Source organism: Coriobacteriia bacterium, from assembly GCA_034370385.1.
Taxonomy (GTDB): domain Bacteria; phylum Actinomycetota; class Coriobacteriia; order Anaerosomatales; family PHET01; genus JAXMKZ01.
On the sequence record JAXMKZ010000030.1, the window covers coordinates 115,293 to 140,142 of the forward strand.

Below are 24,850 nucleotides of genomic sequence, written 5' to 3' on the forward strand. Positions count from 1 at the left end.
TCCCGCCCTTCTCCCGATGTGCTCGATCAACGCGTTCCCCGCCAGGTGATGCCGCCACCGCCTCGTGGCGATTCACTACTCAGGGGCGCCGCTCAGCTTGCGCCACGCTCTCGTCAGGGCGATTCCTATCCGCTCAAGGGGTCCGGGACGCTCAACGTCTGCAGCCGCGACGAGCGGAATCGTCGCGACCACCTCGTCGCCTTGCGTGAACGTCGCCACTCCGATTCTCTGGCCCGCGCGCACGGGCGCGGCCACATCGGGTGTCGTGACCTCTCTCGTGATCGGGCCTGCAAGGTCAAAGACGGTCACCGTCACGTCCTCGGAGACGGCTGCAGGCACGGTGACGTCCAGATAGTCGGTGACGGCAGCCTCTCCGATCACCGAACCGGCGGACACAAGCTTCTGCGGACGATAGTGCGCGAAGCCGAAGTCGAGCATCTCGCGGGCGTCCCGAAAACGTCGGAGCTCGTTGGTGGTGCCGAGCACGACCGCTTGCAGCTCGACTCCGTCCCGTGCCGCTGAGACAACCACCGAGTAGCCGGCGTCGCTGGTCCAACCGGTCTTGATGCCATTGGCGCCCGCATAGTTGCCTATCAGCAGGTTCGTGGAGAGGACCTTCTCTGCTCGTGCTCCTGAACCTATGACCGCCGTCTTCTGCGCAACGATGCGGCGAAACAGAGGCTTGGTCATCGCATAGCGCGTCATCACCACGACATCCGACGCGCTTGCGTAACCGCCCTCCTCGTCGAGGCCGTGAGGGTTCTTGAAGTGAGTGCGCTTAAGCCCCAGCTCGCGCGCCTTCGCGTTCATCAGGTCGACGAACGGTTCCTCGCCACCTGCAACGTGCGCAGCCAGAGCGACGGCTGCGTCGTTTCCGGACTTCACAAGAAGCGCTTCGAGCACCTCAGAGACGGGCAGCTTCTCGCCCTCCCGCAAGAATGCCGTCGACTCCCCCACACGGGTGGACGATCGCGGGATGGTGATGAGCTCGTCAGGCGCTGTCTCCTCCATCACCACGATCGCCGTCATGACTTTCGTGATGCTCGCGATAGCGCGCCTGTCGGCGGCCCGACGGGCCCACAGCACTCGGCCATCGTCTGTCGCAAGAATACCGGCTGCCATGGTGACGTCCGGGAGCGCGGCCTTGGGCAGCCCGAGTTCCGTGCGTGTCTGACCGTCGACGCGGTCGGACGGCAAGACGACGGCGACACCAGGCGTTGGCACGATCAGGGAGAACGCAAGAGCGAGCGCCAAGCATCGCGCGACCGGTCTGAACAGCTGGGCCTTGGAAGAATACGGACACACGTTGGACAAGCCCTCGCTTTCGCATACCGGTAGGGGAAGGCGGAGCATGCAGTCCGCACCTCGCGTGCACGTCAGTATGCCACCCGACCCCACGAGAATGCTCGCAACTCGGACGAACTGTTGCGATACTGGATACGAGGATGGTCCTTGAGCCGCGAATCGGAAGGGTCCAGCAACGATGACACTGTCACGCATAGAATCTCTGATCCTCGCCGTCGGGGCGGCGATGATCGTCGGCTCGCTCGCGGTGTCGCTGCCGGTCGGTGGCCCCCCGGAGGTAATCGAGATAGTCGCCAATCTCATGCTGTTCGGCGTGCTGTTCGGTGCGGTGAAGTGGGGTCGCCGAGGTGGGCTCATCGCAGCCATCATCGCGGCGAGCGTCTACATCCTCATGCGCATACCCACGCTGCAGGCGGTACCGATATCCCCTGAGACGATGATCATCATCGGCTCGCGCCTAGCCGCGCTGGGCATCCTCGGCGTCATCGGCGGCGAGGCGACCACGCGAGTGAAGTACATCATGGCCGGCCTTGAGGAAGACAGCTCCATCGATGAATGGAGCCGCGTGTTCAACGAGAAGCACGTCGCTGTCGAACTGATGCAGTCACTGGGTCGCACTGACCGTTACGGCGAGCCGTTCTCGATCGTGATCTTCACCCTGTCGCCGTCGCTGTTTGCGGGATTCAGCTCGTCGCGCCAACGCTCCGTCGTACGGGGCCTGGCCGATCTCATCCGATCGGACCTTCGGATGGTGGACGAGGTGGCGCGCCTCAACGACGGACGATTCCTCGTCTTGTTGCCGCATACGCCCAAAGCCGGCGGCGCCGTGGTCGGTGACCGTCTGGGTGGGCTGACGAAGACCAAGCTCGGGGCTCAGGATCGCTCGGTGACGTGGCAGGTCCTCTCCACGCCTGAGGACACCGACGCGCTTCGCGCACTGCACGCCAGTCTGGCTGCGGGGCCGCAGGATGATCAGACGTCGTAGAGGTCAGACGCGCTCAGTACCGAGAACCCCGCTGCTTCCAGCACCGCCTGCGCTCGGTCGTCGTCGACCCTGAACACATCGACCGCCGAGCTTGCCGTCGGACGCACGAAACAGTAGGCGTACTCGACGTTCATCCCCTCTTCGCCCAGCGCCTCGAGAAGGTCCGCCAGCCCGCCGGGTCGGTCCGGAACCTCGACCGCTACCACCGGCGTGAGCGAGGCACCGAAACCCTTCGCATCGAGAAGGTCTTTCGCCCGTTGCGGTGAATCGCAGATGATGCGGACCACTCCGAAGTCGCTCGTGTCCGCAACCATCAGCGCATGCATGTTGATTCCCGCGTCGCCCAACGTCCGCGTGAGCTCCGCCAGCCGACCTGAGGTGTTCTCAAGAAAGACACTCACCTGGTTGACCATGACCTAGGCACCCCCTTCGGCGCGCAGGTCGACAACCCGCTTCGCCTTGCCCTCGGAACGGGCGATCGACTTGGGCTCTACCAGCTTCACCTTGATCGAGACCGCGAGCGCCGATTCGATCTCGGTCTTCACCCGCCGCTGCAACGCCTCAAGTTCGCGCACCTCGTCGAAGTGGAACTCCGGGACGACCTCGACGTGAACCTCGACGTCGTCCATGGAACCACGCTTCGTGAGAACCACCTGGTAGTGCGGCGCGACCATCGGCACCCCCATGAGCACCTGCTCGATCTGGCTCGGGTAGACATTCACGCCACGGATGATGAGCATGTCATCACTGCGTCCCGTGACGCGTTCGATGCGGCGGAAGGTGCGCCCACAGGCGCACGGCTCCGGAATGATGCGGCTGATGTCGCGCGTGCGATACCGGATGACGGGAATGCCCTCTTTGGTCAGCGTCGTGAACACCACCTCACCGGTCTCGCCGTCCGCGAGCGGCTCCATCGTCTCGGGATCGACGATCTCGACGAGGAAGTGGTCTTCGAACACGTGTAATCCGCACTGGTGGACGCACTCACTCGCAACGCCCGGGCCCATCACTTCGGAGAGCCCATAGATGTCGATGGCCTTCACGCCGAGTTCGTCCTCGATCTGCCGACGCATCTGCTCACTCCACGGCTCGGCGCCGAACACGCCCACCTTGAGCGGCAGATCCCGCGGGTCGATGCCCATCTCGCGCGCGGTCTCGGCGATGAGCAGCGCGTAGCTCGGCGTGCAGGCGAGCACGGTGACGCCGAAATCTTTGAGAATCTGTACCTGCCTTTTGGTGTTTCCGCCCGAGACCGGCACCGTGAGTGCCCCGAGCCGCTCCGAGCCATAGTGGGCCCCGAGGCCACCGGTGAACAGTCCATAGCCATACGTGACCTGAATGGCGTCGTCGGCCGTCGCTCCGGCGCAGGCGAACGTCCGCGCCATCAGGTCCGACCACCGCTCGATGTCGCCCTTGGTGTATCCGACGACCGTGACCTGCCCAGTCGTACCACTTGACGAATGAACACGGACGATATCGCGCAGCGGCACCGCGAACATCCCGTAGGGGTACGCCGCACGCAGGTCATCCTTGACCGTGAAGGGCACGCGCCGAAGGTCGTGAAGCGTGCTCAGCGTTGAGGGATCGAAGCCTGCGGCTGCGAACTTGTCGCGGTAGGTCGGGACGGTCTCATTCACCCGGGCGAGCAGGTCCTTGAGGCGTGCGAGCTGCAATGCCTCGATGTCGGCCCTGGGCATTGCCTCACACTCTGGTTGATACACGGCTCCCCCTCAATCCGCGCTGCCACGCCCTGTGCGCCTCCGAAACCCCTAGGGCTTCGGGGTGCCGGTCGGCGTGGCCGATTCGGCCGGCTTGGGCTTCGTGCCCACGCGGACAACTTCGACCTTCGGTTTGTAGTGCGACCTGAACTGATCCTCGCGCACCACCTGGCCGTCCTTGTAGACAGTCCGCGTGACCGTGATTCTACGCCCATTGATGCCCTTGTCCTCAACCGACTTCGTGCCCTTGAGCATGGTCGGATCCTTGACCTGCTCGATCGGGAACGGCGTGATGTTGGTCCAGGGCCCCTTCTGCGCCTCTACGTCGTAGCCCGGGTCGGTGCCGTAAAGCGCGATCGTGACAGACGACCCGGTGTAGCTCACCGACACCAGCACCCAATGCTTCGTGTCGTTTCTGAACTTGATGTCGGGACCGCCCCACGAGACGGTGGCATCCCGACCGTCCGGGTAGTGTGAGATGTAGAACGAGTGGTTCTGCCGCTGGACGATGGGCAGACCGGACTCGAAAGCCGCATTGAACAACGTCGTGCCGACCTGACAGATTCCACCGCCGAGCTGGGGAACGAGCTTGCCGTTCACAATGGCATTAGCCTCGGTGTAGCCCTTCGCAGCTGTGCGCTCACCCACGGAGCCGTTGAAGGAGAATGTGGCTCCGGGTGCTATCAGCTTGCCGTCGAGAGCGTCTCCGAGGAGGTGAATGTTGCTGACTCGCGCCGTGTGACCGCCGTCGTAGGTGGTGGTGTAGCGCGAAATGCGCTCCTTGATGCCCATCGCCTCGGCATCGGCAGTCGTGATCCGGGGTTGCGCCGTGGCGGTCCTGAGTTCGAAGGTGCGATCCGAAGCGGGCATCGGCAGTTCAGAGGTGAGCTCGCTCGCGAGTGCCTGCAGGTCAGGACCGATGCCTGCCTGAGAGGGAATTATGCTCACCCGGCCGTTGGCCGTGGAGAAGCGGGCGCTCTTTGCTGGACGCCCGATCTTGGCACCCACCGCGGGAACCACGCTCTTGCCGGCCTTCTCAGACGATATGTGCGCAAGAAGCGTCACATCCGCGGGGGCACTCGACGTCAGGGAGCCCGCGGCTTGCGTGGTGTCTTCGCTATCAGGTAGCGGCGTGTCGCTGCGACGGAAGGCGAGCCACTTCGCGACTTCGTCCTCGTCGAAGCGCCACTCCTTGCCCTTGTACGTGACGGTGACGGGACCGGCGATCATCGCCTTGCCCACCTCAAGCGCCGCCTTAGCGTCGGCGTCCGACACCGCCGGTGGCAGGGTCTCCACCACCGCGGCGACCTGACGGTCCGTCGCCACCATGGCCGAAAGAATCTCAGCGCTCGTACGGGCGTGGACGAGACCGCGGCCCGCCTTCGAGGGCTTCACGGCGAGTTCGGTCCCCGTGATGGCGACGCGTGCGTCCACCGGCTCGACATCAGTGCCCTTGGCGATCTCGGCGAGCACCTTTCCCATACGGGTGGCCTCGGCAACGGGCAGCGCAGGCAGATCCCGCCTGCCGAACCAGGCAGAGAGCCGGCCACCAACGAGGCCGAACAGGCCGCCCTCCCGACCGACCGCCATCGCTTGGGCGACCATACGGTCGTAGTCGAAACTCAGTCCGATGTCTTCGGCGGGCACGTCCCAGGAGTCATCGCCGTAGACGACGACGACCGGCTTCTCGACCTGCTTGGGCAAAGCGGCTTCCAGTGTCAGGCCCGCCGCATCAGGTTTCATCCCGCCGATGGGTACGCCAGCCACCGTCACCCCAGGGTGCACCCGACCCCAACTCATTCCCATCTCGAGAGCCACGATGAGAACGACGGCGACGACACCTGTGATGATTGCAGCCAAGGGTATCTTCTGCTGACGCGCAGCGGCGCGCTGCAGCGCGCGATCGCGCCTGCGCTGAGCGTAGTCGACGCTAGAGATACTGGGAGAATCGGTCACAAATAGCCCCTGGATCGCTGGTGTTCACGAAACACCGAAGAGCCGCCCTCGAGCACGGCACGACGGTTAGCGTATGGTACCTGCGCGTGAGCGACCTGACGCGACTCGTCACACGCCCGTTACGCTGCGGTATTCCCGGCTCATCGAGCAAGCCGCGCGCCATCACTTCAGTCTGGGGCAATCGCGCGCTCCACGACACCCACCCACTGAGCGACTCGCTCGCCGGCGACGTCATCGTTCGGCCCCTCAGCCCACACGCCGACCATCGGCTCGTTCGCATCTGGCAGCACAAGAACCCATCCATCCGGGAAGCGTATGCGCACCCCCTCGGTGAGATCGACGTCCAGGTCCGCCGAAGCCTCACTGACGCCGCGCATCACGACGCCCTTGCGGGTGGACGGACAGAACACCTGTGCATGGTGCAGGTAGTAGTCAGGAAGGTCCGCGACGACGCGGTCTAGTGACGTATCCAGGTGCTTGATCATGCGGGCAAGCATCCCGACAGTGAGAACCCCGTCGAAGGCCGGAAAGAAGTCACCGAAGATGAATCCGCCCGCAGCTCCGCCCGCAAACGCGGCCCGCCCGTCAACGACCGCCTGTGCCAGCGCCCGTCTCGACAACCCGGGACGCACGACCGTTCTGCCGTGTGAAGCAGCCAGCCGCTCGACCGCGTTGGAGGCTGTCAGCGGCACCGCGATCGCGCCTTCCACGTCCGCGCGTGTTCTGCACCATAGGTCCACGACCGCATGGAGAGCTCTCTCGCCTTCGAGCACCGCTCCGGAGCCGGTCATCAGACGCACCCGCTCGGCACCGCGGTCAAACGCGACTCCGAAATCGGCGCCGAACAACTCGACGCCGCGCCGCAGCTCGGCCACCGCCTCCTCGCTCACCTCGCCACAACCGTTAGTCGATTCGCTATCGACCACGGGGTTGAGTGCGATGAGGTTGAGGTGCCAGGAACCGGCGACCAGGGGCAGGACGAAGGACGCCGCGCCGCACCCCATGTCGGCAACCACCTTGCTCCATATCGGATCCATCCCCGCATCAGAGATGGCGTCGTTGAGGGCGGCGGCGTAGTACTCGAGGGGACGGGGTGGGTAGACGATCTCGCCTACGTCGGAGAAGAACGCCCTGCGGAACTCGCCCCTGAAGTAGAGGCGCTCGATCTTCTTCTGGGCCGACGGGCCGATGTCAAGGCCGTGCTTGTCGAAGAAGCGAATATCGAGTGCTTGAGGGTCGAGCCGTGACGCCGCGATGTGCAGACCGCCGACGCACCTGGTCTTCTGAGTCGTGAACCTGCTCACGGCGGGCGAAGCCACTCTCAGGTCGCGCACGTTGATACCAGCGGCATTGAGTCCGGCTATCATCGCTCGCTTGATCATCCGGGCCGACCTCGAGGTATCGCGGGTGACCACGACATGCCCGCCTTTGGGCAGCAATGACCCAAAGGCCTCAGCGATCTTGAGCGCGAGCTCAGCGGTGATGTCGATGCCGACCAGCCCGCTGATACCGGAGTCCGCAAAGATCGTCCGAGAGTGACCGGACTCCCATATCACCGAGGAGTTGACGGTGGCCGCGGCCTCGATGCGCTTGTAGGGGTAGACCTGCACGTTCGCGCCGACGTGCGCGCCCCGCCCAACCACCGATTCTGAGCCGATCGATACCCCTGGGTCGACAACCGCACCGGCGCGAACGTCAACGCTTCGACACAGAACGGTTCCCGAAACGGTCGCGCCCCTACCGACGAACGTCTCCTCCCACAGCACCGACTGCTCCACGCGCGCATCGACGCCGATGACGCAGTTGTCCCCGATCACCGAGTAGTCGCCGACCACCGCTCCGGATCTGACGGTGACGTTGTCTCCAAGAACGACCTTGTCACCGAGGGTGGCATCGGAGGCGACGTTCGCATTGTCCGCCACCCACAGGGACTCGCTCGCATGCACCCCGGGGACGTAGATCTTCGCTTTGCCGTCTAGAATGTCGCGGTGGACCTCGAGGTAGCTCTCCCGGCTACCGACGTCACACCAGTACCCATCGACCACGATCCCATAGATCGCGTGGCCCTTCTCCATCAGCTTGGGAAAGAGATCCGCTGAGAAGTCGTACGGACCAGCGGGAATCTCGTCGAGCACCCACGGCTCCACCACGTAGATGCCGGTGTTGATGCGATCACTGAAGACCTGGCCCCACGTCGGCTTCTCGAGGAAGCGCTCCACTCGGCCCTCATCGTCGATGATGACCACTCCGAACTCGAGCGGATCCGGGACCGCTTTCAGGGCGATGGTCACCGCTCCGCCTGAAGCCCGATGGAACGCGATCACCTCGCCCAGATCGATGTCGGTGAGCGCGTCACCGCTGATGACGACGAACGGCTCATCTCCGGCCAACAGCGATGCGGCATTCTTCACCGAGCCGGCGGTCCCAAGGGGCGTCTCCTCGACGGCGTAGTCGAGGTGCATTCCCCACTCTTCGCCATCGGCGAAGTACTCCTCAATGACTTGGGGCATGAACGCGAGCGTCGCCACCACGTCGGTTATGCCGTGGTGCTTCACCAGTCCGAGAATATGCTCCATGACCGGTTGATTGACGATCGGGACCATCGGTTTGGGCAGAAGCGATGTCAAGGGCCTCAATCTCGTGCCCTCTCCGCCCGCCATGATCACAGCCTTCATGGTCCCCCCTTCGATCGACATGTTCTAGGTGACGACAGCGCCCTTGGCCCTTAATGCCGTGAACGCCTGGGACGTATAGACGACGGCCGTGATGGCCGATGCGACGATGCCCGCGTAAACGAACCACATCCACACCACAACGGGGTCGGCCCCGAAGCCAGGCAACGCCTGCGACTCGACGACCCCCAGCCCGGGCATCTCGGGCACTCCGAGGATCAGACCAGCGAACCCTACCAGCAGCAACAGGGTCGTCAGCTTACCAGTGAAGATGACCGGCAGCCTGGAGACTCCCCTTTTGGCGAGGTAAGCCGCCCCTACCAGCAGATACACATCCCTGGCCAGCAGGAAGAGAACGACCCACAGCGGTACACGCTCCTCGATATACAGCCCGAGCACACCAGCCGCAAGGAGCAGCCGGTCTACCAGAGGATCGATGGCCTTGCCGATCTCGGTCACCGTGCCGGTCCGTCTGGCGATCTGACCGTCAAGCCAATCCGTCGAAGCCGCAAGGGCGAACAAGAGGAAAGCGAGCATGTCGTTCTTGCCGCTGATGAAGACCGCGAATGCGAATGGCACAAGCATCAACCGCAGCACGGTGATGATGTTCGCCAAGGTGTACACATCATGGCTGTGGTCCACGGACGGTCCGTCAGGGGACGGTACGCCGCTGTCGGTCTCTACCACCAGTTCTTCCTCCGGAAATACACCGCCATCATGCCGGCCAAGACAAGCATCGCGCCCATAGCCGCAGGGAACGCCCAAGGCTCCATGGGCGGCGGCCACATACCGCCCAGCAGGTTCATACCGTAGATACCCGATAGGAGCGTGAGCGCACCGATAAGGACGGTCACCACCGTCAGGACCTTCATCACCTCATTCAGGCGGTTGGACTGCGCAGACAGGTAGATGTCCATGACCGCCGAGCCTATGTCTCGGTACGTCTCAAGTGACTCCTCGATGTGAACGAGATGATCGACCACATCGTCGAAGTAGCGGTACGCCTCTTCAGACACGTGGTCGCGCTCCCTGGTGAGCGCGCGAACCATGTCACGCTGCGGCGACACGATACGATGCAGCACCAACAGTTGGCGCCGCAAGGAGTACAGCTCTTCAAGATCAGCCGGGGTGGGATTGGCGAGCATGCGGTCTTCGACGTCCTCCAAGCGGTCACCGATTCCATCCGCAACGGGAAGCATGGAGTCGACGAGTCGGTCGAGAATGCCATGCAGCACCCAGTCCGGTCCCTTGGACATCAGACGCTGGGCGTCCCGCGCAACCTCGTCGATGGCCTCGACGACGCCGTCATGCAGCGTCACCAGGTAGGTGGGACCGCAGAAGACGTCGAGTTCATCGATTCGCAACCGCCCGTCTTCGCCACTATGGGCCGTGAGCCACGTCAGGAACGGTCCCTCCGGGTACAGATCGAGCTTCGGCCGCCTCTGCGGGTGCAACGAGTCCTCAACGGCAAGGGGGTGCAGCCCGAACGGGGCCCCGACGCGCGCAAGAGTCTCCTCAGCCGGGCCTGCCACATCGACCCAGCACCACGCGGCTCTCTGCGCTGGTTCGAACTCTTCGAGGCCACCTTGCTGCAGTGTGCCCTCGGCATCGATCCAACGAACGGTGACCGACCCCATGCGCGCTCCCCTCGTGTGACTCCCGCCCCAAAGAGTGTACGCGCGAAGCCCGCAGAAGAGCACCCGCCGTGAGGAACTACCAGATCAAGACGTTGAGTTCGCTTACGTCCTCATAGCCGAAACCGGTGTCGAACAGGAATGCGAACTCGTCGTCGGCCTCAGGGGAGAAGTCGAAGGTATCGCTGCATTCATCGTTCATGAAGACGCTTTCTGCCGATGAGTCGTCCACGCGGCACCAAGCGGGCTCCGAAAGCTTCACGCCGTACGTCCTGCCCTCGCTCAACTCGATATCGACTCTGAACAGGTAGGTCGGGACGTACGCTTCCCCCTCGTCGGCATCCACATCTGCGTCAGGGTCAAGACCACCATCTTCGGGCAGACCGCCGTCGTCGGGGGCGGGGTGGGTGATCGCGGGATCCAGACCCGGCTCACCGGAATCGAGCCCGGGATCCAGACCTGGTTCGGAGTTGGCGATCTGTGCGCTGCTCTTCGATTCCGGCAGCGTGACCCACTCATCGGGATAGGGGTCCTCGGTGCCGTCACCGTCGAGGCCTTGGCCGCCATCCAGAAGAGATGCGGGGCCCTTGTAGTGCACATGGACACGGGTGACTCTGGCGCTCGAGGTGACCGGCCGGCGGACCGAGCTCCCGGCGTACTTGAGCCTCCACGCACCTGAGAGCCGCGCATCCGGAAGCTCGGCGGTGAAGCGCACCCTTCCTTGAGCGTCGGTACGCTTGGCGCCGACATACGTCGACCCGCAGAAGAGCTTCACGGTGGCTTTGGATACGGGCTTGCCGGACGCGGTGACGAGTCTCCCCGTGATGGTGGGCTTCAGGTCGTAGTGCTCGTAACCCGACGACGCGCTGATCGACAAGCGCGTGCTGGTCTTGGCAAGCGCCACAGCGGGCACCATCAGGCACATCGCGATCGAGACGACCAGTACGGTGAGAAGCCTGCGTTTCATGGTGACCACCTTCGGTATTGAAGCGGAGTGACGCCTTCCACCTCACCCATCGGGTAGGGTCAACCCTCGCTGTAGTGCCCGCAGTCGACTCCTCCACCAACGCATGTGACCCTCGTCACTGCGCGTTCTGTGCGGCGTCAGCCGGCGACCGTGCGCTTCGCTTGGACTGCGGTTCCGCTGATACTGACAAGCTAACGTGCACCCACACTAGTGCGGCTGGTAGGTATCCTGTGTGTCTGCGTCGCGAACAGCTATCGCGCTCATGCTCGACGCGCGAGAATCGAGGTACTTCGCTTGGCACATCTACTTGGCTGCGAGAACGTCCTGCTGGAGTTCCCGACCAAGCGGGTCTTCGACTCGGTCTCGCTCGGAATCGATGAGGGCGACCGCATCGGTATCGTTGGCGGCAACGGAGACGGCAAGTCTTCACTCCTTGCGCTGCTGGCATGCACGTGCGCGCCCGACGTCGGACGCGTTATCCACCGCGGCGGAACCCGCATAGGAACGCTGGCTCAGACCGATGGGCTCGACCCTGAGTCATCGGTGTCTCACGCGGTCGTCGGAGACGCACCAGAGCACAGCTGGGCCTCCAGCGCCCGGATCCGCGCCATCATCGGGGGGCTGATCTCCGATATCGGGTGGGATGCCCGAGTCGGCAGTCTTTCGGGCGGGCAGCGGCGACGCGTGGACCTGGCCCGAGTTCTCGTAGGTGACTGGGACGTGCTCATGCTCGACGAGCCCACGAACCATCTGGACGTTCACGCGATCGCCTGGCTGGCTGACCACCTCAAGAGGCGGTGGCCCAAGAAGTCCGGAGCGCTCTTGGTAGTCACCCACGACCGGTGGTTCTTGGACGAGGTGTGCCTGAGCATGTGGGAAGTCCACCACGGGCGGGTCGAGCAGTTCGAGGGCGGCTACTCAGCCTACGTCCTGCAGCGTGTGGAGCGCGCGGAAGCTGCCCAAACGGCCGAGCAGAAGCGCAAGAATCTCCTGCGCAAAGAGTTGGCCTGGCTTGCCCGCGGCGCGCGCGCTCGAGCGACCAAGCCGAAGTTCCACGTGGCGGCTGCCGAGGCACTCATCGCAGAGGAGCCTCCCCTTCGCAACTCACTGGAGCTCAAGCGCAGTGCGGTCTCACGCCTGGGGAAACAGGTGGTCGATCTCGTTGACGTGACCGCACGCTTCGGAGACAGGACGGTGATCGACGATGTCACCTGGCTTATCGGCCCCGGGGACCGATTCGGCATCCTGGGCGAGAACGGATCCGGCAAGACGACACTGCTCAATCTCATCCGGGGTTCCCTTGAGCCCACCGCGGGCCGCGTGAAGGTCGGCAAGACCGTCAACTTCGCCTACCTCTCGCAGCATCTGGAGGAGCTCAACGAGCTGGGTGATGCGCGTGTCCGGGAGGTACTCTCACGCTACAACACCCGCTACGAGATCGAGGGCAAAGAGCTCACCCCGTCGCAGCTGCTTGAGCGCCTCGGGTTTGAGGCAGCCCAGCTGTCGACGCCGGTGAGCGACCTGTCCGGCGGTCAGAAGCGTCGGCTCCAGCTGATGCTCATCCTGCTGGACAAACCGAACGTCTTGATCTTGGACGAGCCGGACAACGACCTCGACATCGACATGCTCGCGGTCGTGGAGAGTCTTCTCGATACGTGGCCCGGCACGCTCCTGCTCATCACCCACGACCGCCACCTGATGGAACGCGTCACCGACGATCAGTTCGCCGTGATCGACGGCAAGGTCCGCCACGTTCCCGGAGGGGTCGAGGAGTACCTACGCCTGGTAGATGAGCGCGAGGCCCTGCCCGCGGAAGCCGGACCCGACCCAGCGCCCAGGGATGACCCGACGCCCGATGCATCGGGCGCTCGGGAGAAGGACGAGGGCTCGCCTCTGTCGAGAGCTGACGAATACCGCTTGAAGAAGGAGCTTGCCTCAACCGAGCGCAAACTCGAGACGCTGACCAAGAAGGCCGACGCGCTGCGGCAAGGGATGAAGGACACCGATCCTTCAGACTACGTCGCCCTGTTAGACGAGCAGGCGCGGCTGCGTGACCTCGAGCAGCGGATATCCGACCTCGAGGATGAGTGGCTGGAACGGCACGCGCAGCTCGGCTGATGCCCCGAGACGCCAGGAGCTTCTGGGGCTGTGGCCAGGCTCAGTCTGTGGACCGATAGCGCGCCACAACCTCCTCGCCGCAGCGTAGGCCATCCACTGCGGCCGACATGATGCCGCCCGCGTAACCTGCGCCCTCCCCGCACGGATAGACTCCTCGCAGGTTGGACTGCAGCCCGTCATCGCGCACCACGCGGACCGGAGATGAGGAGCGCGTCTCGACTCCCGTCAGAAGCGCATCAGCCGTCGCGAACCCGCGCATGCGCCGATCGAACAGCGGTGCCGCCTCGCGAAGTGACGACACGACGAAGTCGGGCAGACACTGCGCAAGATCGGTGTACGCAACCCCGAGAGGGTACGTCGGCTCGACGGCTCCGCCCGCCGTTGAAGCGGCGCCCTGCAAGAAGTCGCTCATCAGTTGAGCCGGGGCCCGGAATCGGCTCCCCCCCACACGAAACGCCGCCTGCTCGAAACGCCGCTGAAGCCACACGCCCGCGAGCGGATGGTCGTCGCCGAAGTCGCCGGGCAGGACCCCGACAAGAAACGCGGAGTTGGCGTTCGCTCCTTCACGGGCATACCGGCTCATCCCATTGGTGACGACGCCGCCCTCCTCGCTCGCGGCCGCCACAACCCAGCCACCAGGACACATGCAGAAGGTGTAGACACCTCTACCGGAGGGCAGATGACACGAAAGCTTGTACTCCGCCGCTCCAAGGGCGGGGTGGCCAGCCGACGCGCCGTACTGAGCCCGATCGACCGTACGTTGGTCGTGCTCGATGCGCACGCCGATCGAGAACGGCTTCTGGGCGAGCCGCGCTCCGCGCCGATGCAGCATCTCGAAGGTGTCACGGGCGCTGTGACCTGCGGCCAGGATGAGAACATCCGCGGGCATCTCGTCGCGTCCGGCAATGCCCTCGGTCACAAACCCACGAAGCACGTTGTCAGCGTCGAGGACCAGATCGGAGAGTCGAGTCTCGAAGCGCACTTCGCCGCCCAGAGACTCGATCTCGTCGCGCAGTCTGCGGACCGCGCCGGTGAGACGATCGGTGCCGATGTGCGGCCGCGCCTGCCACAGAATCTCCTCGGGAGCGCCTGCGCCGACCAGCGTCTGGAGCACACTGCGGCAGCGAGGATCCTTGGTGTTCGTCGTCAGCTTGCCGTCGGAGAAGGTCCCCGCACCTCCCTCGCCGAACTGGATGTTGCACTCCAGGTCAAGCACGCCGTCACGGATGAACGCGTCCACGGTGCGCATCCGGTCGCCCACGGCGCGACCCCGCTCGAGGACGAGGGGTCTCGCGCCTGCGCGGGCCAGAACCAGCGCGGCGAACAGCCCTGCGGGTCCGGTGCCCACGACGACAGGTCGAACCGAGGGCCCGACAGTGGGCCGCGGAGTGACCAGCGGGACTGGCGGGACGTGAAGCGAGGCGTCGTCGCCGACGCGTCCGACGACCGCCGCTTCGTCCTCGCCTGTGGAGTCGTCGAGGGTGAGGAGAAGGGAGACCACGAAGTGGACGTCGCTCTTGCGGCGCGCGTCCACCGAGCGCTTGAGCAGTCGAATCGAAGTGATGCGCTCGATATCGATACCCAGACGCTGTGCCGCCGCGCGCCGCACTCCGGACTCAGCGCCCGGGTCTGCTGCAGTCAGGGGCACGGCAAGGTTCCTGAGTTCGATCACTTCGGCATCCCCGAGTCGACATCCCGCTCGGGTCCGCGCGTGGTGGCCCAGCGCGCACCGGCCTGACCTGCGACGATGCCCGAAGCCCACGCCCAGTGCAGGTTGAATCCGCCGGAGCGCCCGTCTACATCAAGGACCTCTCCGGCGGCGAACAGCCCGTCAGCGCATCGCGAAGCCATCGTGTGAGGATCGAACCCGGCGACCGACGCTCCGCCCCGGGTCACCTGCGCTTGACTCGCATCGCCCCTGCCGGTGACCTCCAGCCGGAAGTCCTTCAGGCGCGCGGCCAGCACATCGCAGGGTAGCGCGGGGACCGGGGCATTCGCCGCGATTCCTTCAGCGCGCAAGATCGCTCGGGAGATGCGGTCGTGAAGCATGCCGGCGAAGAACGTCTCCGCGGTTCGCCAGGCTAGCGCGTCACGGCGTTGCTCGAGCACGGACACGAGCTCGGGTCGGTCGACGTCGGGAAACAGGTCGATCGATACAACACAGCCCGGTTCAAGGTAGCGCGAGAGGTCGAAGATCATGATGCCGCTGAGCCCGTAGTCCCGGAAGAGTATCTCGCCGCGCTCGGTCGCGATCAGGCGTCCGCTGTCGCTGGACCCGGCCTCCGTGAGCAACGATGCCGAGCACTTGACGCGAACGCCGGAGAGCCCGCGAATGGGTCCCGTCTGCGTCCGTAGAGGCCCCAGAACAGGGGTCGCGTCGATGATCTCGTGCCCCAGGTCGCCCAGGAGCGACCCGCCGCCCGTGGCCACCACCACGGCAGCAGCGCGGACGGTGCGCCCGTCTTCAGAACGCACTTCCAGGGTTGCATCGTCGGTGATCTCCCGAATAGCCACCGCCTTGAATCCATACCGAACGTCCACGCCGAGGCGCTCGCACTCCATGCGCATGACATCGAGAACGGATCCGGCGAAGCCTGTCACCGGGTACACGCGTCCTTCGTCGTCAGCGCGCGTCAGAAGACCCATCGCGCCGAAGAACGAAAGAACGACATCGCACGAGTACCCCTCAAGGACCGGCGCCACGAAGTCAGGTTGGTTGTACGCCGAGGGCGTGATCGCGGTGTTGGTGAGATTGCAGCGTCCGTTGCCGCTGGCCAGGATCTTGCGGCCCACGCGCGTGCCGGTTTCGAGAACGACCACGGGGGCGCCGAGTCGCGCAGCGGCAATCGCCGCAGACAAACCAGCCGCTCCCCCGCCGACTATCGCCACTCCGGGCTCAGACATCGCTGCCTTCCTTGGTAGGCAAGCTCCAACGCACCCACACGCCGTCAGTAACGGGCCTGACCGCGCTCTCCCCCGTCAACTCCATGGCCCCCGAGGCGATCTGCCCCGGGCCGAAGACCTCCTTCATCCGATCCTGAAGCTGCTCGACTGTCACGCCCAGCGTGTGCGATGTGAGGAGCACGAACCGGGGCGTATCGCTGAGCACCGCTCGACATCGCTCGAGCGTCGAGCCGAGATCCTTGTCGATCCGGTACTGCTCGCCCGCGGTACCACGCCCGAAGGAAGGCGGGTCGAGCATGATCGCATCGTAGACGCGACCGCGTCGTGCCTCTCTGTCGAGGAACTTGCCCACATCCTCGACGATCCAGCGTATGGGCGCCGCCTCTAGCTGGTTCAGGGCAGCGTTCTGCCGGGCACGCGTGACCATCGCCTTGGATGAGTCCACATGGCACACCAAGCAGCCCGCGCCCGCGGCGGCCAACGTGGCGCCGCCCGAGTAGGCGAACAGGTTCAGGACGCGTGGCGGCTGCGGATGAGGCCCGCTGAGCTCGCCCGTGACCCACCCCCACAGCCAGCGCGTCTCCGGAAAGACCCCGAGATGGCCCGCGGGCGACGGCTTCAGCCTCAGGGTGATCCTGTCGATCGTCACGTCCCAACTGGGGGGCAACTCGGTGCCGCCGAGCGCCGTCCATCCCTCATCCTTGTCGAAAGCCGCCGTGGCCGCGGTCCACGCATCGGCGCAACGCCGCTCCCACACCGCCTGCCCGCATGGCCGGGAGAGGACGACGTCTCCGAAGCGTTCGAGCTTGCGCCCGTCGCCGCTATCCAGCAACTCATAGCCGTTGCGCATCTCGAATCGGTGCCTGTCGTCGTAGGGAGCGGTATACACCAGCATACCGCTCCCTACGCTCAGCGTTCACTGTGCGCGCGGGTTGCCGAGCGCTCGCATGCCATCAGGCGACGTCGAAGCGATCCAGATTCATCACCTTGTCCCACGCTGCCACGAAGTCAGTGACGAACTTCTCGGGAGAGTCCGCGCACGCGTAGACCTCGGACAACGCCCTGAGCTGAGAGTCCGATCCGAAGACCAGGTCGACACGGGTGGCGGTCCACTTGGCTTCGCCCGTCGCACGATCCTGACCGATGAATACGCCTTCGTCCGTCGAACTGGGTTCCCAGACGGTGCCCATGTCGAGCAGGTTCACAAAGAAGTCGTTGGTCAGCATCTCCGGGCGGTCCGTGAACAGACCGAGCGGAGACTGGCCGACATTGGCACTGAGAACGCGCATGCCGCCGACGAGAACCGTCATCTCGGGGGCGGTCAGCGTGAGTAGTTGGGCACGGTCGACCAGGAGCACCTCGCCCGACACCGCAAAGGGCGCCTTGAGGTAGTTGCGGAATCCATCGGCCACGGGCTCGAGTACGGTGAACGACTTCGCGTCAGTCTGCTCCTGAGACGCATCGGTGCGCCCCGGGACGAACGGTACCGTCACGTCGTGACCGGCGCTCTTCGCCGCCTTCTCGACTCCGGCGCATCCGGCCAAGACGATGAGGTCGGCCAGCGAGACCTTCTTGCCGCCAGACTGCGCCCCGTTGAACTCCACTTGGATTCCCTCGAGAGTCTCAAGAACCGCCTTGAGCTGCGCCGGCTGGTTGACCTCCCAGTCCTTCTGCGGCGCGAGACGTATGCGCGCGCCGTTGGCCCCCCCGCGCATATCGGAGCCGCGGAAGGTGGATGCCGACGCCCAGGCGGTCGAGACCAGCTGGGAAACCGAAAGGCCGGAAGCGAGGATCTTGCCCTTGAGTGCGGCGACATCCTGCTCGTCGACGAGCTCGTGGTCGACCGCGGGCACGGGGTCCTGCCAGATCAGCTCCTCGTCGGGAACCTCAGGACCGAGATAGCGCGAACGAGGGCCCATGTCGCGGTGGGTCAGCTTGAACCACGCCCGGGCGAACGCATCCTTGAACTCCTCGGGGTTGTCCCGATAGCGCCGCGCGATCGGCTCGTATCTCGGGTCGAACCGGAGCGAGAGGTCCGCCGTGGTCATCATGGGCCGGTGCTTCTTGGACGGGTCGAACGCGTCGACCACCATGTCCTCCTCGGCCACGTCTTTGGCCAGCCACTGGTGAGCGCCCGCCGGGCTCTTCAGCAGCTCCCATTCGTACTTGAACATCACGTTGAGGTAGCCCATATCCCACACGGTCGGGTTCGGCTTCCATGCGCCCTCGATGCCGCTGCTGATGGTGTCGGCACCCGAGCCGCTGCCGAAGCTGCTCTTCCAGCCGAGACCCTGCTGCTCGATCGGGCCAGCTTCAGGTTCAGGGCCGACATGCGCGGCATCACCGGCGCCATGGCACTTGCCGAAGGTGTGGCCACCGGCCACGAGCGCGACGGTCTCCTCATCGTTCATGGCCATGCGTGCGAAGGTGTCTCGCACGTCCCGACCGGAAGCGACCGGGTCCGGGTTGCCGTTCGGCCCCTCAGGGTTCACGTAGATGAGGCCCATCTGTACGGCCGCAAGCGGGTTCTCGAGTTCGCGCTCTTCTCCGGAGTAGCGCTCGTCAGCGAGCCATTCTCCCTCGGATCCCCAGTAGATGTCCTGCTCCGATTCCCAGATGTCCTCACGACCACCGGCGAAGCCGAAGGTCTCGAATCCCATGGACTCAAGGGCGCAGTTGCCGGCGAGAATCATGAGATCGGCCCAGGAGATCTGGCGGCCGTACTTCTGCTTGATCGGCCACAGCAGGCGCCGCGCCTTGTCCAGGTTGACGTTGTCCGGCCAGCTGTTGAGCGGAGCGAGACGCTGTGAGCCCGATCCGGCACCCCCACGACCATCGGCCAGGCGATAGGTTCCCGCACTGTGCCACGCCATACGGACCATCAACCCGCCGTAGTGACCGTAGTCGGCCGGCCACCAGTCCTGTGACGTCGTCATCAGCGCGTACAGATCACGCTTCATGGCCTCCAAATCGAGCTTCGTGAACTCATCCGCGTAGTTGAACCCCTCACCCATGGGATCTCCCGCCGGCGGATTCTGGTGCAGCACACTTAGGTTGAGTTGGTTCGGCCACCAGTCCCTGTTTGACGTGCCGTGGCCAGCGATCCCGGGCTTCTTTCCCTCTATCATCTTGCTCCTCCGTTCGTCGTGTGTCGTCACATCCGTTCTGAGCCGCTTGGAACTCCTAGCTCGTTCGCAATCCTCCTTCGTGGGCAGATCAAGCCATCTGCATCAGGCGCTCTCCGCCTCGATGCAGCGGCGGCACACCCCGCTGAACCTCACCTCGACGCCGCTGACGCGCCCCAAATCCGCCGCATGGTCAGGAACCCCCACTTCGTCGAGAACGGGGCTCTCGACATCCCGGATGAGCCCGCACCTCGCGCAGACGAAATGGTGGTGCCGGGTGGTGTTCGCGTCGTAGCGCGCGGTTGCGGTGGTCCCAGCGACCCGATTCACAAGCCCCAGGTCGACCAGGGTACCGAGTGTGCGGTAGACGGTGTCCAGCGAAATCGTCGGGACTCGTTCACGGACGGCCGTGAAGACCACCTCTGCATCCGGGTGCGTTTCAGCGGATGCGACCTCACGGACGACTTCGAGACGCTGGTGAGTCAGCCGAAAGCCAGCCCCGCGAAGCGATGTCGCGAGTTCCTCGACCCGTCGGGCAACCTCTGTGTCGGCGACAGACAATGACGCTCCTTAAAACGCTCTACTCCTACATAGGAATGACTCTTCATATACCCGTCCCGCGATACCCCAAACCCGACCCGCTGCCAACATAGGCGTATTCCGACAACGGAAGAAGCGGAGTTTGAGATCGAGGTGCTCCGGGGTAGGTCATAGACGCAGCGAAACGAGTCGTTCGGGCAAGAGACTGGAGGGTGATCGTGCTCGTTGTGCACCGACCTCTCGCGAGAAACCGTTAGCCCAAGATGGGAATCCTGTCGGTCCTCGCGACGAACCACGTACTGGACGCATCCGCTATAACCGATGCACTCTACATCGCTGCCCGACCGCGTCGTCGCCATGTCTCGGGCGTGAGAGATCTCCGGATCGACCTGGTGATCAGCATGATCTGGTTTCGCCCCGCCTCCGAGCTGATGCGCCCCCCGTTCAAGCTGGTTCGACTGCCAACCGCCGACACTCCGCTCCTCCCCATACCTCTCCGGATGCTGAGGTGGGGGGTCGAGGCCGCACTCCCGGTGATGAACCGCGGAGGTCGCGTCCTGGTGTACTGTCGAGCCGGCCGCCACCGCAGCGTTGCGATGGCGTGCTGCATTCTGATCGGTCAAGGAATGACCGCCGAAGACGCGATGCGCCTCGTGGCCGCCTGTCGGCCGGTCGCAGACCCGCACGCGCCTCACATCGAGCGACGCATTCGCGCCTTCGAGCGGGATTGGCTGGCGCGTCGTGAACCGGATTCGATAACCTAAGGGGTGCCATCGACCCGCTCAACCGCGAGGATGGCCAGGTCATCGCCCAGATGACCGCGAGCGAACGCCATCACGTTGCCCACCACCCTTGCAGCGAGAGACTGCATCGATGAGCGTTCGGCCAGGCCAAGATCGGCGAAGAGGCGCTCCTCGCCGTACAGTTCGCCATCCCGACGCGCCTCCGTAATGCCGTCAGTGTAGAGAAAGAGTATCTCTCCCTCATTGAGATGGGTTGTTGTCTCGGCGAAGTCCATGCCGGCGAATGCGCCCAGAACCGGACCGGTGGCCTCAAGCGCCGAAACCGTGGCGTCTTCCCTCAGAACAGCCGATCTGGTGTGCCCGGCGCTCGCGTAGCACAGCTGACCGTCTTCGCGGTCCAGAACGCCGAAGAAGACGGTTGCGAACGCTTCGTCAGAGGTGGCTCTCTCGACGACATCGTTTGTGAGCCGCAGTATCTCGGCGGGTAGCTTGCCCTTGTCGAACGCGTACGCGCGGATCGTGTGCCTCACAAGCGACGTGAGTTCGGCCGCGCGCAGCCCCTTGCCTGCGATATCGCCGATGGTGATGCCCACCCGACGCGGGTCCAGCTCAAAGAGGTCGTAGAAATCACCGCCGGCAAGGGTGGACTCGGTCGCCGAGCGGTAGTAAGCCTCGAACTCGACACCCGGTAGGCTGTCCGGCAGCGTCAGAAGGGCCTGCTGCAGGGTCTCGGCAATCCGGTGCTCCGACTCGTAGAGCCGGGCGTTCTCGTAGCTGAGCGACACCGCCGAGCCAAGCTTGCGACCGAAGTCGATCTCAGCTTCTGTGAAGTGCCTGAGGGCCGATATGCCATAGAACAACGCGCAGCCGATGACTTCGGTCCTCGCCATCAGCGGTACGGCCAGCACGGACTTCATCGCATGTCGATCAACTGAACCGCGGTAGATTCCGTCTTCGCTTGGCGTGAAGTCGAACGCGACGGGCACGCCCCTCTCCGCCGCACGCGATGCGCCGGGCGCGTCCGCCTTGCTCAGGTGCATTCCAACCGTATCAGGTGAGAAGCCATGCTGGTAACGCACAACCCATTCGTCGCCTTCGAGAATCTCGATCGCGGCCATTTCGCAGCCTAACGCTTCGACCCCGGCGTCGAGTGCGCTTTGCATCACGCCGTCAATATCCAAAGTCGAGTGAACTGCCCTGTTTGCGACATTGAGAGCGTCGCTCAACCGTGCGGCCTCGGTGGTTCGGTCGAGGAGCTGGGAATTCTCGATCCCCTGAGCCAAGATGCCGCCGATAGACCTGAAGAGCGCCCGTTCGTCGGCCGATATCGGCTCATCGCGCTCAAGGACGAACCCGCATGTGCCGACGACTCCGATGTTAGACACGAGGGGAATGGCGACGTTTCGGGTCGCGCCCAAACCAGCCCTTCGCAGCATCTCGCGCCGCGCCTCGGTCATCGGAACATCGTCACTCGTGACGATGCGCCCCAACGAAATGGCCATCGCCACGAGTGTCGGGCTCTCGACATCGACTCGAATATCGCGAATCTCCTCCCGGAAGGCGTCGTCCAGCCCGCAGTCCGCGAGCAGGGCAAGTCGCCGCGAGGATTCGTCGTACAAGTAGACCGTCCCAAGCTTGATGTCCATGGCCTCCATCAGGGCGGAAAGTACTCGATCCGCCACCTTGGTCAACGACAGACTGGAGGTCGCTGCAACGGTGACCTCATTCAGGAGCGCGGTGCGCGCCAACTCCAATGCCTGCATTCGCTGCGCCTCCACCACCTCCGCATAGAGGCCGGCGCTGCGCATGGCTGTCGCACACTGAATCGCAAGCAACTGGAATGCATCACGCTCCTCGTCGGTCGGCCGCCGCTCGGGCCGGTCGAGTCCCAGCAGCACGCCCACCTGGCCATCTTCCCTGACCAGCGGCGCAACGAACCTTGTTGCCAATCCTTGCTGCGACAGGGCTTCAACCAACGAGCCCGGGGAGTTCTCGGCCATGCCTGCAAAGAGACCTGCCTCAAGGCCGGCGACCTCGATGGGCGTCACCGGCAAACGCGACAGCCGTCTGGGCAGGCCCTCAGAGGCCCGCACTGCGAAATCCGTCTCGGACTCGCCGCGCAACAGCAATGCCGCGGCAGGCAAACCCAGCAACAGGCTCGCATACTCGACGGTCTGGGCAGCAATGATGTCTAGGTCCAACACCGAACTCAGGGCGACTCCGAGGTGCACTATCGTCTCGAGGTTCGCGCTCGCCTGCGCGGCCTGAAGCCTCGAAGCAGCGTTATCGACTCCTTCGCTTGCCTGTCGTATCGCAGCGACAAGCACGTGACGCTCGGTTTCGCCCAGCGCCAGGGCACCTCCTGCACAATCGACAACGACGGCGTAGAGCACCTCGTGCGTCGGATGCAGCAGTGCGACGAGGCCGCGCCGGAAGCCAAGCTGGCGCAGTGGTTCGCGGAGCTCCTCGGGCACGTCGACATCATCGATAGCCGCGACCATCGAGTCCTCCGCCGCGAGCCTGAATGACAGCGCTGTCAGCGAGGGCGATTGGATCACGACACCGACGGGGCACGCATCTGATCCAGCAGATGCGACTATCTCCAGCGTGTCGCCTCGTATGGCTATCATCGTGAGGCGAGCACCGGGAACAAGTGTCGAGATGATGACGGACAGAGGCTCGACAGCTGCGAGGACCGGCTCAGCAGGATGCGCAATCGTACTCGACGGATGCGATTGCTCGTTCACTGCCGCCGGGCCCCCTTCGGACGCCTCAGGTGGAGGAGCTGAAATCAGCAGCCGAGAAGACGTCGCCTACCCTGATTCCTTCAGAGGTGATCTCAAACTGACGAATGCGCGAATCGTGCGTGCTTGCACGCGTCTTCACGATGGCGATTGCTCGCTTGATCTCGGACTGCTGGCGCAGGTAGTGGATCAGCACGATATTGTCGGACATGTGACTGATTCCGAATTCCGTGGTGACGGTCGTAGCAAACAGGTCGTTCATCTCGTGCGTCATATAGGTCGATATGCCCTTGGTCGACATCGTCTGGACGAGCGAATAGATGAAGTCTCTGAATCGGCGAACGTCCGGTTCAGAGGACACGAGGTCGCTCAGACTGTCGATCATCACGCGCTCCGCGCCACTCCTGAGCGCCATCTCACTGATGGTGCTGACGAACTCGTCGATGTAGATATCGACCGGGGACACGTAGTAGAGCTCGAGCATGCCATCGTCCACGGCCTTCTGCATATCCCAGCCAAAGCCCGCGACGATCCGATGAAGCTGCGTCGGATTCTCCTCCATCGTGGCAATGAGACCCTTGTGGCCCATCTCGATGCCCTTGAAGATGAAGTGCAGCCCCAGAAGGGTCTTTCCGCTGCCCGGGGGTCCGAACACGATGGTCGATGCCCCCCGCCAGAATCCGTCTGCGACCATCTCATCGAACACCGCGACTCCGGTCTTGTCGCGCTTGTTCTCGAGTTCATAGGAGATGGCGGCAGGCGGGGTCACAACGCGCTGGAACACTGCCAGCCCTGAGCGGTCGATCTTGAACGCATGCTCGCCATTCAGGAACTTCGAGCCCCGCTCCTTGACCACTCGCAGGTAGCGCACGTCCTTGACGCCCACTTTTTGCAGCACGAGTTCGACGATCCCGTCGGCAACAGCGAACTCGGGCTGCGAGGCGATCTCGTCTGAGGTGTACTCGCCCACGAGGAATGACGTGATCGCGAGGGACGACAACGTGTTCATCAGCTGGGAGATGGCTGATCGAAACTCGCCGGCCGATGACGAGAAGGCATGCAGCGCCTTGAAGCTGTCGATGACCAGGAATGACGGGTTATGCTCCTTGACGAGACTGATCACCTCGGCGACGAACGCTTCAAGGTCCTTCGTGCGCAAGACCTCGCTCAGGTCCTCATAGATGATGGTGTCGCCGACGGCGCCGGGCTCGAAGTAGTCGAACTCCTGAAGATAGCGAAGCATCTTGTCGAGTGGCTCCGAGACCGTTGCGATGTAGAGGGCCGGCCGCTCCTCGGATGCGTTGGAGAACACGATCTTCTCCGCAAGGATCGTCTTCCCCGTGCCGGGCAGGCCCATGATTATGTTGATCGAATTGACCGGGAATCCGCCGTCCAGGATCGAATCCAGTACCTCATTGCCACTGCTGATCCTGTCCATC

General features: G+C 64.1%; 18 protein-coding genes. 3 read left to right on the forward strand and 15 right to left on the reverse strand.

Annotation, left to right across the window (positions count from 1 at the left end):
* Nucleotides 1–75: 75 nt before the first annotated feature.
* Nucleotides 76–1,353: a D-alanyl-D-alanine carboxypeptidase family protein gene (locus tag U1E26_07365; protein ID MDZ4169459.1), complete on the reverse strand. Its 1,278-nt coding sequence runs from the start codon at nucleotides 1,351–1,353 to the stop codon at nucleotides 76–78.
* Between the two features lie 130 nt (nucleotides 1,354–1,483).
* On the opposite strand from U1E26_07365, the gene U1E26_07370 reads away from it, so the two are divergent.
* Nucleotides 1,484–2,290 carry a hypothetical protein gene (locus U1E26_07370; GenBank protein MDZ4169460.1) on the forward strand — a complete coding sequence of 269 codons (807 nt, stop codon included), beginning with the start codon at nucleotides 1,484–1,486 and terminating at the stop codon, nucleotides 2,288–2,290.
* On the opposite strand, the gene U1E26_07375 is transcribed toward U1E26_07370, so the two are convergent.
* From U1E26_07375 to U1E26_07405, 7 genes are all read right to left on the reverse strand, one after another.
* Nucleotides 2,278–2,703 (reverse strand): ACT domain-containing protein, encoded by a 426-nt coding sequence (locus U1E26_07375; protein MDZ4169461.1) that lies wholly within the window; start codon nucleotides 2,701–2,703, stop codon nucleotides 2,278–2,280. The two genes, U1E26_07370 and U1E26_07375, sit on opposite strands and share 13 nt — an antisense overlap.
* 3 nt (nucleotides 2,704–2,706) lie before the next feature.
* The gene (locus U1E26_07380) at nucleotides 2,707–3,987 is read right to left on the reverse strand and encodes a phenylacetate--CoA ligase (GenBank protein ID MDZ4169462.1); all 1,281 of its coding nucleotides are present in this window, start codon (nucleotides 3,985–3,987) and stop codon (nucleotides 2,707–2,709) included.
* Nucleotides 3,988–4,059: 72 nt separating this feature from the next.
* Nucleotides 4,060–5,964 (reverse strand): VanW family protein, encoded by a 1,905-nt coding sequence (locus tag U1E26_07385; GenBank protein MDZ4169463.1) that lies wholly within the window; start codon nucleotides 5,962–5,964, stop codon nucleotides 4,060–4,062.
* Between the two features lie 167 nt (nucleotides 5,965–6,131).
* A complete protein-coding gene (locus U1E26_07390) occupies nucleotides 6,132–8,639 on the reverse strand; it encodes a sugar phosphate nucleotidyltransferase (GenBank protein MDZ4169464.1) in 2,508 nt (835 codons plus the stop codon).
* A gap of 24 nt (nucleotides 8,640–8,663) precedes the next feature.
* On the reverse strand, nucleotides 8,664–9,323 hold the full coding sequence (locus U1E26_07395; protein ID MDZ4169465.1) for a CDP-alcohol phosphatidyltransferase family protein: 660 nt from the start codon (nucleotides 9,321–9,323) through the stop codon (nucleotides 8,664–8,666).
* Nucleotides 9,317–10,273, reverse strand: coding sequence for a magnesium/cobalt transporter CorA (corA, locus tag U1E26_07400; GenBank protein MDZ4169466.1), 957 nt, complete (start codon nucleotides 10,271–10,273; stop codon nucleotides 9,317–9,319). Before corA ends, U1E26_07395 begins: the two co-directional genes overlap by 7 nt.
* A gap of 76 nt (nucleotides 10,274–10,349) precedes the next feature.
* Entirely contained in the window at nucleotides 10,350–11,237 is an 888-nt protein-coding gene (locus U1E26_07405) for a carboxypeptidase-like regulatory domain-containing protein (protein ID MDZ4169467.1), read from the reverse strand.
* Between the two features lie 294 nt (nucleotides 11,238–11,531).
* On the opposite strand from U1E26_07405, the gene U1E26_07410 reads away from it, so the two are divergent.
* The gene (locus tag U1E26_07410; GenBank protein ID MDZ4169468.1) at nucleotides 11,532–13,355 is read left to right on the forward strand and encodes an ABC-F family ATP-binding cassette domain-containing protein; all 1,824 of its coding nucleotides are present in this window, start codon (nucleotides 11,532–11,534) and stop codon (nucleotides 13,353–13,355) included.
* A 40-nt stretch (nucleotides 13,356–13,395) separates the two neighbouring features.
* Here the strand turns inward: U1E26_07410 and U1E26_07415 are convergent, their stop codons facing one another.
* The 5 genes from U1E26_07415 to U1E26_07435 all read right to left on the reverse strand — a co-directional run bounded on the left by U1E26_07415 (nucleotide 13,396) and on the right by U1E26_07435 (nucleotide 19,945).
* Nucleotides 13,396–15,027 (reverse strand): NAD(P)-binding protein, encoded by a 1,632-nt coding sequence (locus U1E26_07415; protein ID MDZ4169469.1) that lies wholly within the window; start codon nucleotides 15,025–15,027, stop codon nucleotides 13,396–13,398.
* Nucleotides 15,024–16,259 (reverse strand): aminoacetone oxidase family FAD-binding enzyme, encoded by a 1,236-nt coding sequence (locus U1E26_07420; protein MDZ4169470.1) that lies wholly within the window; start codon nucleotides 16,257–16,259, stop codon nucleotides 15,024–15,026. The genes U1E26_07415 and U1E26_07420 overlap by 4 nt, the downstream gene beginning before the upstream one ends.
* Nucleotides 16,252–17,154, reverse strand: coding sequence for a class I SAM-dependent methyltransferase (locus U1E26_07425; GenBank protein MDZ4169471.1), 903 nt, complete (start codon nucleotides 17,152–17,154; stop codon nucleotides 16,252–16,254). Before U1E26_07425 ends, U1E26_07420 begins: the two co-directional genes overlap by 8 nt.
* 58 nt (nucleotides 17,155–17,212) lie before the next feature.
* Nucleotides 17,213–19,387 carry a catalase/peroxidase HPI gene (katG, locus tag U1E26_07430; protein ID MDZ4169472.1) on the reverse strand — a complete coding sequence of 725 codons (2,175 nt, stop codon included), beginning with the start codon at nucleotides 19,385–19,387 and terminating at the stop codon, nucleotides 17,213–17,215.
* A gap of 102 nt (nucleotides 19,388–19,489) precedes the next feature.
* A complete protein-coding gene (locus tag U1E26_07435) occupies nucleotides 19,490–19,945 on the reverse strand; it encodes a transcriptional repressor (protein ID MDZ4169473.1) in 456 nt (151 codons plus the stop codon).
* 242 nt (nucleotides 19,946–20,187) lie between these two features.
* Between U1E26_07435 and U1E26_07440 the strand changes: the two genes are divergently transcribed.
* A complete protein-coding gene (locus tag U1E26_07440; protein MDZ4169474.1) occupies nucleotides 20,188–20,688 on the forward strand; it encodes a dual specificity protein phosphatase family protein in 501 nt (166 codons plus the stop codon).
* Here U1E26_07440 and U1E26_07445 read toward each other — a convergent pair.
* Nucleotides 20,685–23,414, reverse strand: coding sequence for a GAF domain-containing SpoIIE family protein phosphatase (locus U1E26_07445; GenBank protein MDZ4169475.1), 2,730 nt, complete (start codon nucleotides 23,412–23,414; stop codon nucleotides 20,685–20,687). The two genes, U1E26_07440 and U1E26_07445, sit on opposite strands and share 4 nt — an antisense overlap.
* A gap of 25 nt (nucleotides 23,415–23,439) precedes the next feature.
* Nucleotides 23,440–24,849 carry an ATPase domain-containing protein gene (locus tag U1E26_07450; GenBank protein MDZ4169476.1) on the reverse strand — a complete coding sequence of 470 codons (1,410 nt, stop codon included), beginning with the start codon at nucleotides 24,847–24,849 and terminating at the stop codon, nucleotides 23,440–23,442.
* Nucleotide 24,850 lies beyond the last annotated feature (1 nt).

Excerpts from the sequence above, each read along its gene's own strand:
- corA (MDZ4169466.1), bottom strand. The coding sequence starts at position 10,273 with ATGGGGTCGGTCACCGTTCGTTGGATCGATGCCGAGGGCACACTGCAG.
- U1E26_07425 (MDZ4169471.1), bottom strand. The coding sequence starts at position 17,154 with ATGCTGGTGTATACCGCTCCCTACGACGACAGGCACCGATTCGAGATG.
- U1E26_07405 (MDZ4169467.1), bottom strand. The coding sequence starts at position 11,237 with ATGAAACGCAGGCTTCTCACCGTACTGGTCGTCTCGATCGCGATGTGC.
- U1E26_07420 (MDZ4169470.1), bottom strand. The coding sequence starts at position 16,259 with ATGTCTGAGCCCGGAGTGGCGATAGTCGGCGGGGGAGCGGCTGGTTTG.
- U1E26_07450 (MDZ4169476.1), bottom strand. The coding sequence starts at position 24,849 with ATGGACAGGATCAGCAGTGGCAATGAGGTACTGGATTCGATCCTGGAC.
- U1E26_07370 (MDZ4169460.1), top strand. The coding sequence starts at position 1,484 with ATGACACTGTCACGCATAGAATCTCTGATCCTCGCCGTCGGGGCGGCG.
- U1E26_07380 (MDZ4169462.1), bottom strand. The coding sequence starts at position 3,987 with ATGCCCAGGGCCGACATCGAGGCATTGCAGCTCGCACGCCTCAAGGAC.
- U1E26_07390 (MDZ4169464.1), bottom strand. The coding sequence starts at position 8,639 with ATGAAGGCTGTGATCATGGCGGGCGGAGAGGGCACGAGATTGAGGCCC.
- U1E26_07375 (MDZ4169461.1), bottom strand. The coding sequence starts at position 2,703 with ATGGTCAACCAGGTGAGTGTCTTTCTTGAGAACACCTCAGGTCGGCTG.
- katG (MDZ4169472.1), bottom strand. The coding sequence starts at position 19,387 with ATGATAGAGGGAAAGAAGCCCGGGATCGCTGGCCACGGCACGTCAAAC.
- U1E26_07365 (MDZ4169459.1), bottom strand. The coding sequence starts at position 1,353 with ATGCTCCGCCTTCCCCTACCGGTATGCGAAAGCGAGGGCTTGTCCAAC.
- U1E26_07440 (MDZ4169474.1), top strand. The coding sequence starts at position 20,188 with ATGGGAATCCTGTCGGTCCTCGCGACGAACCACGTACTGGACGCATCC.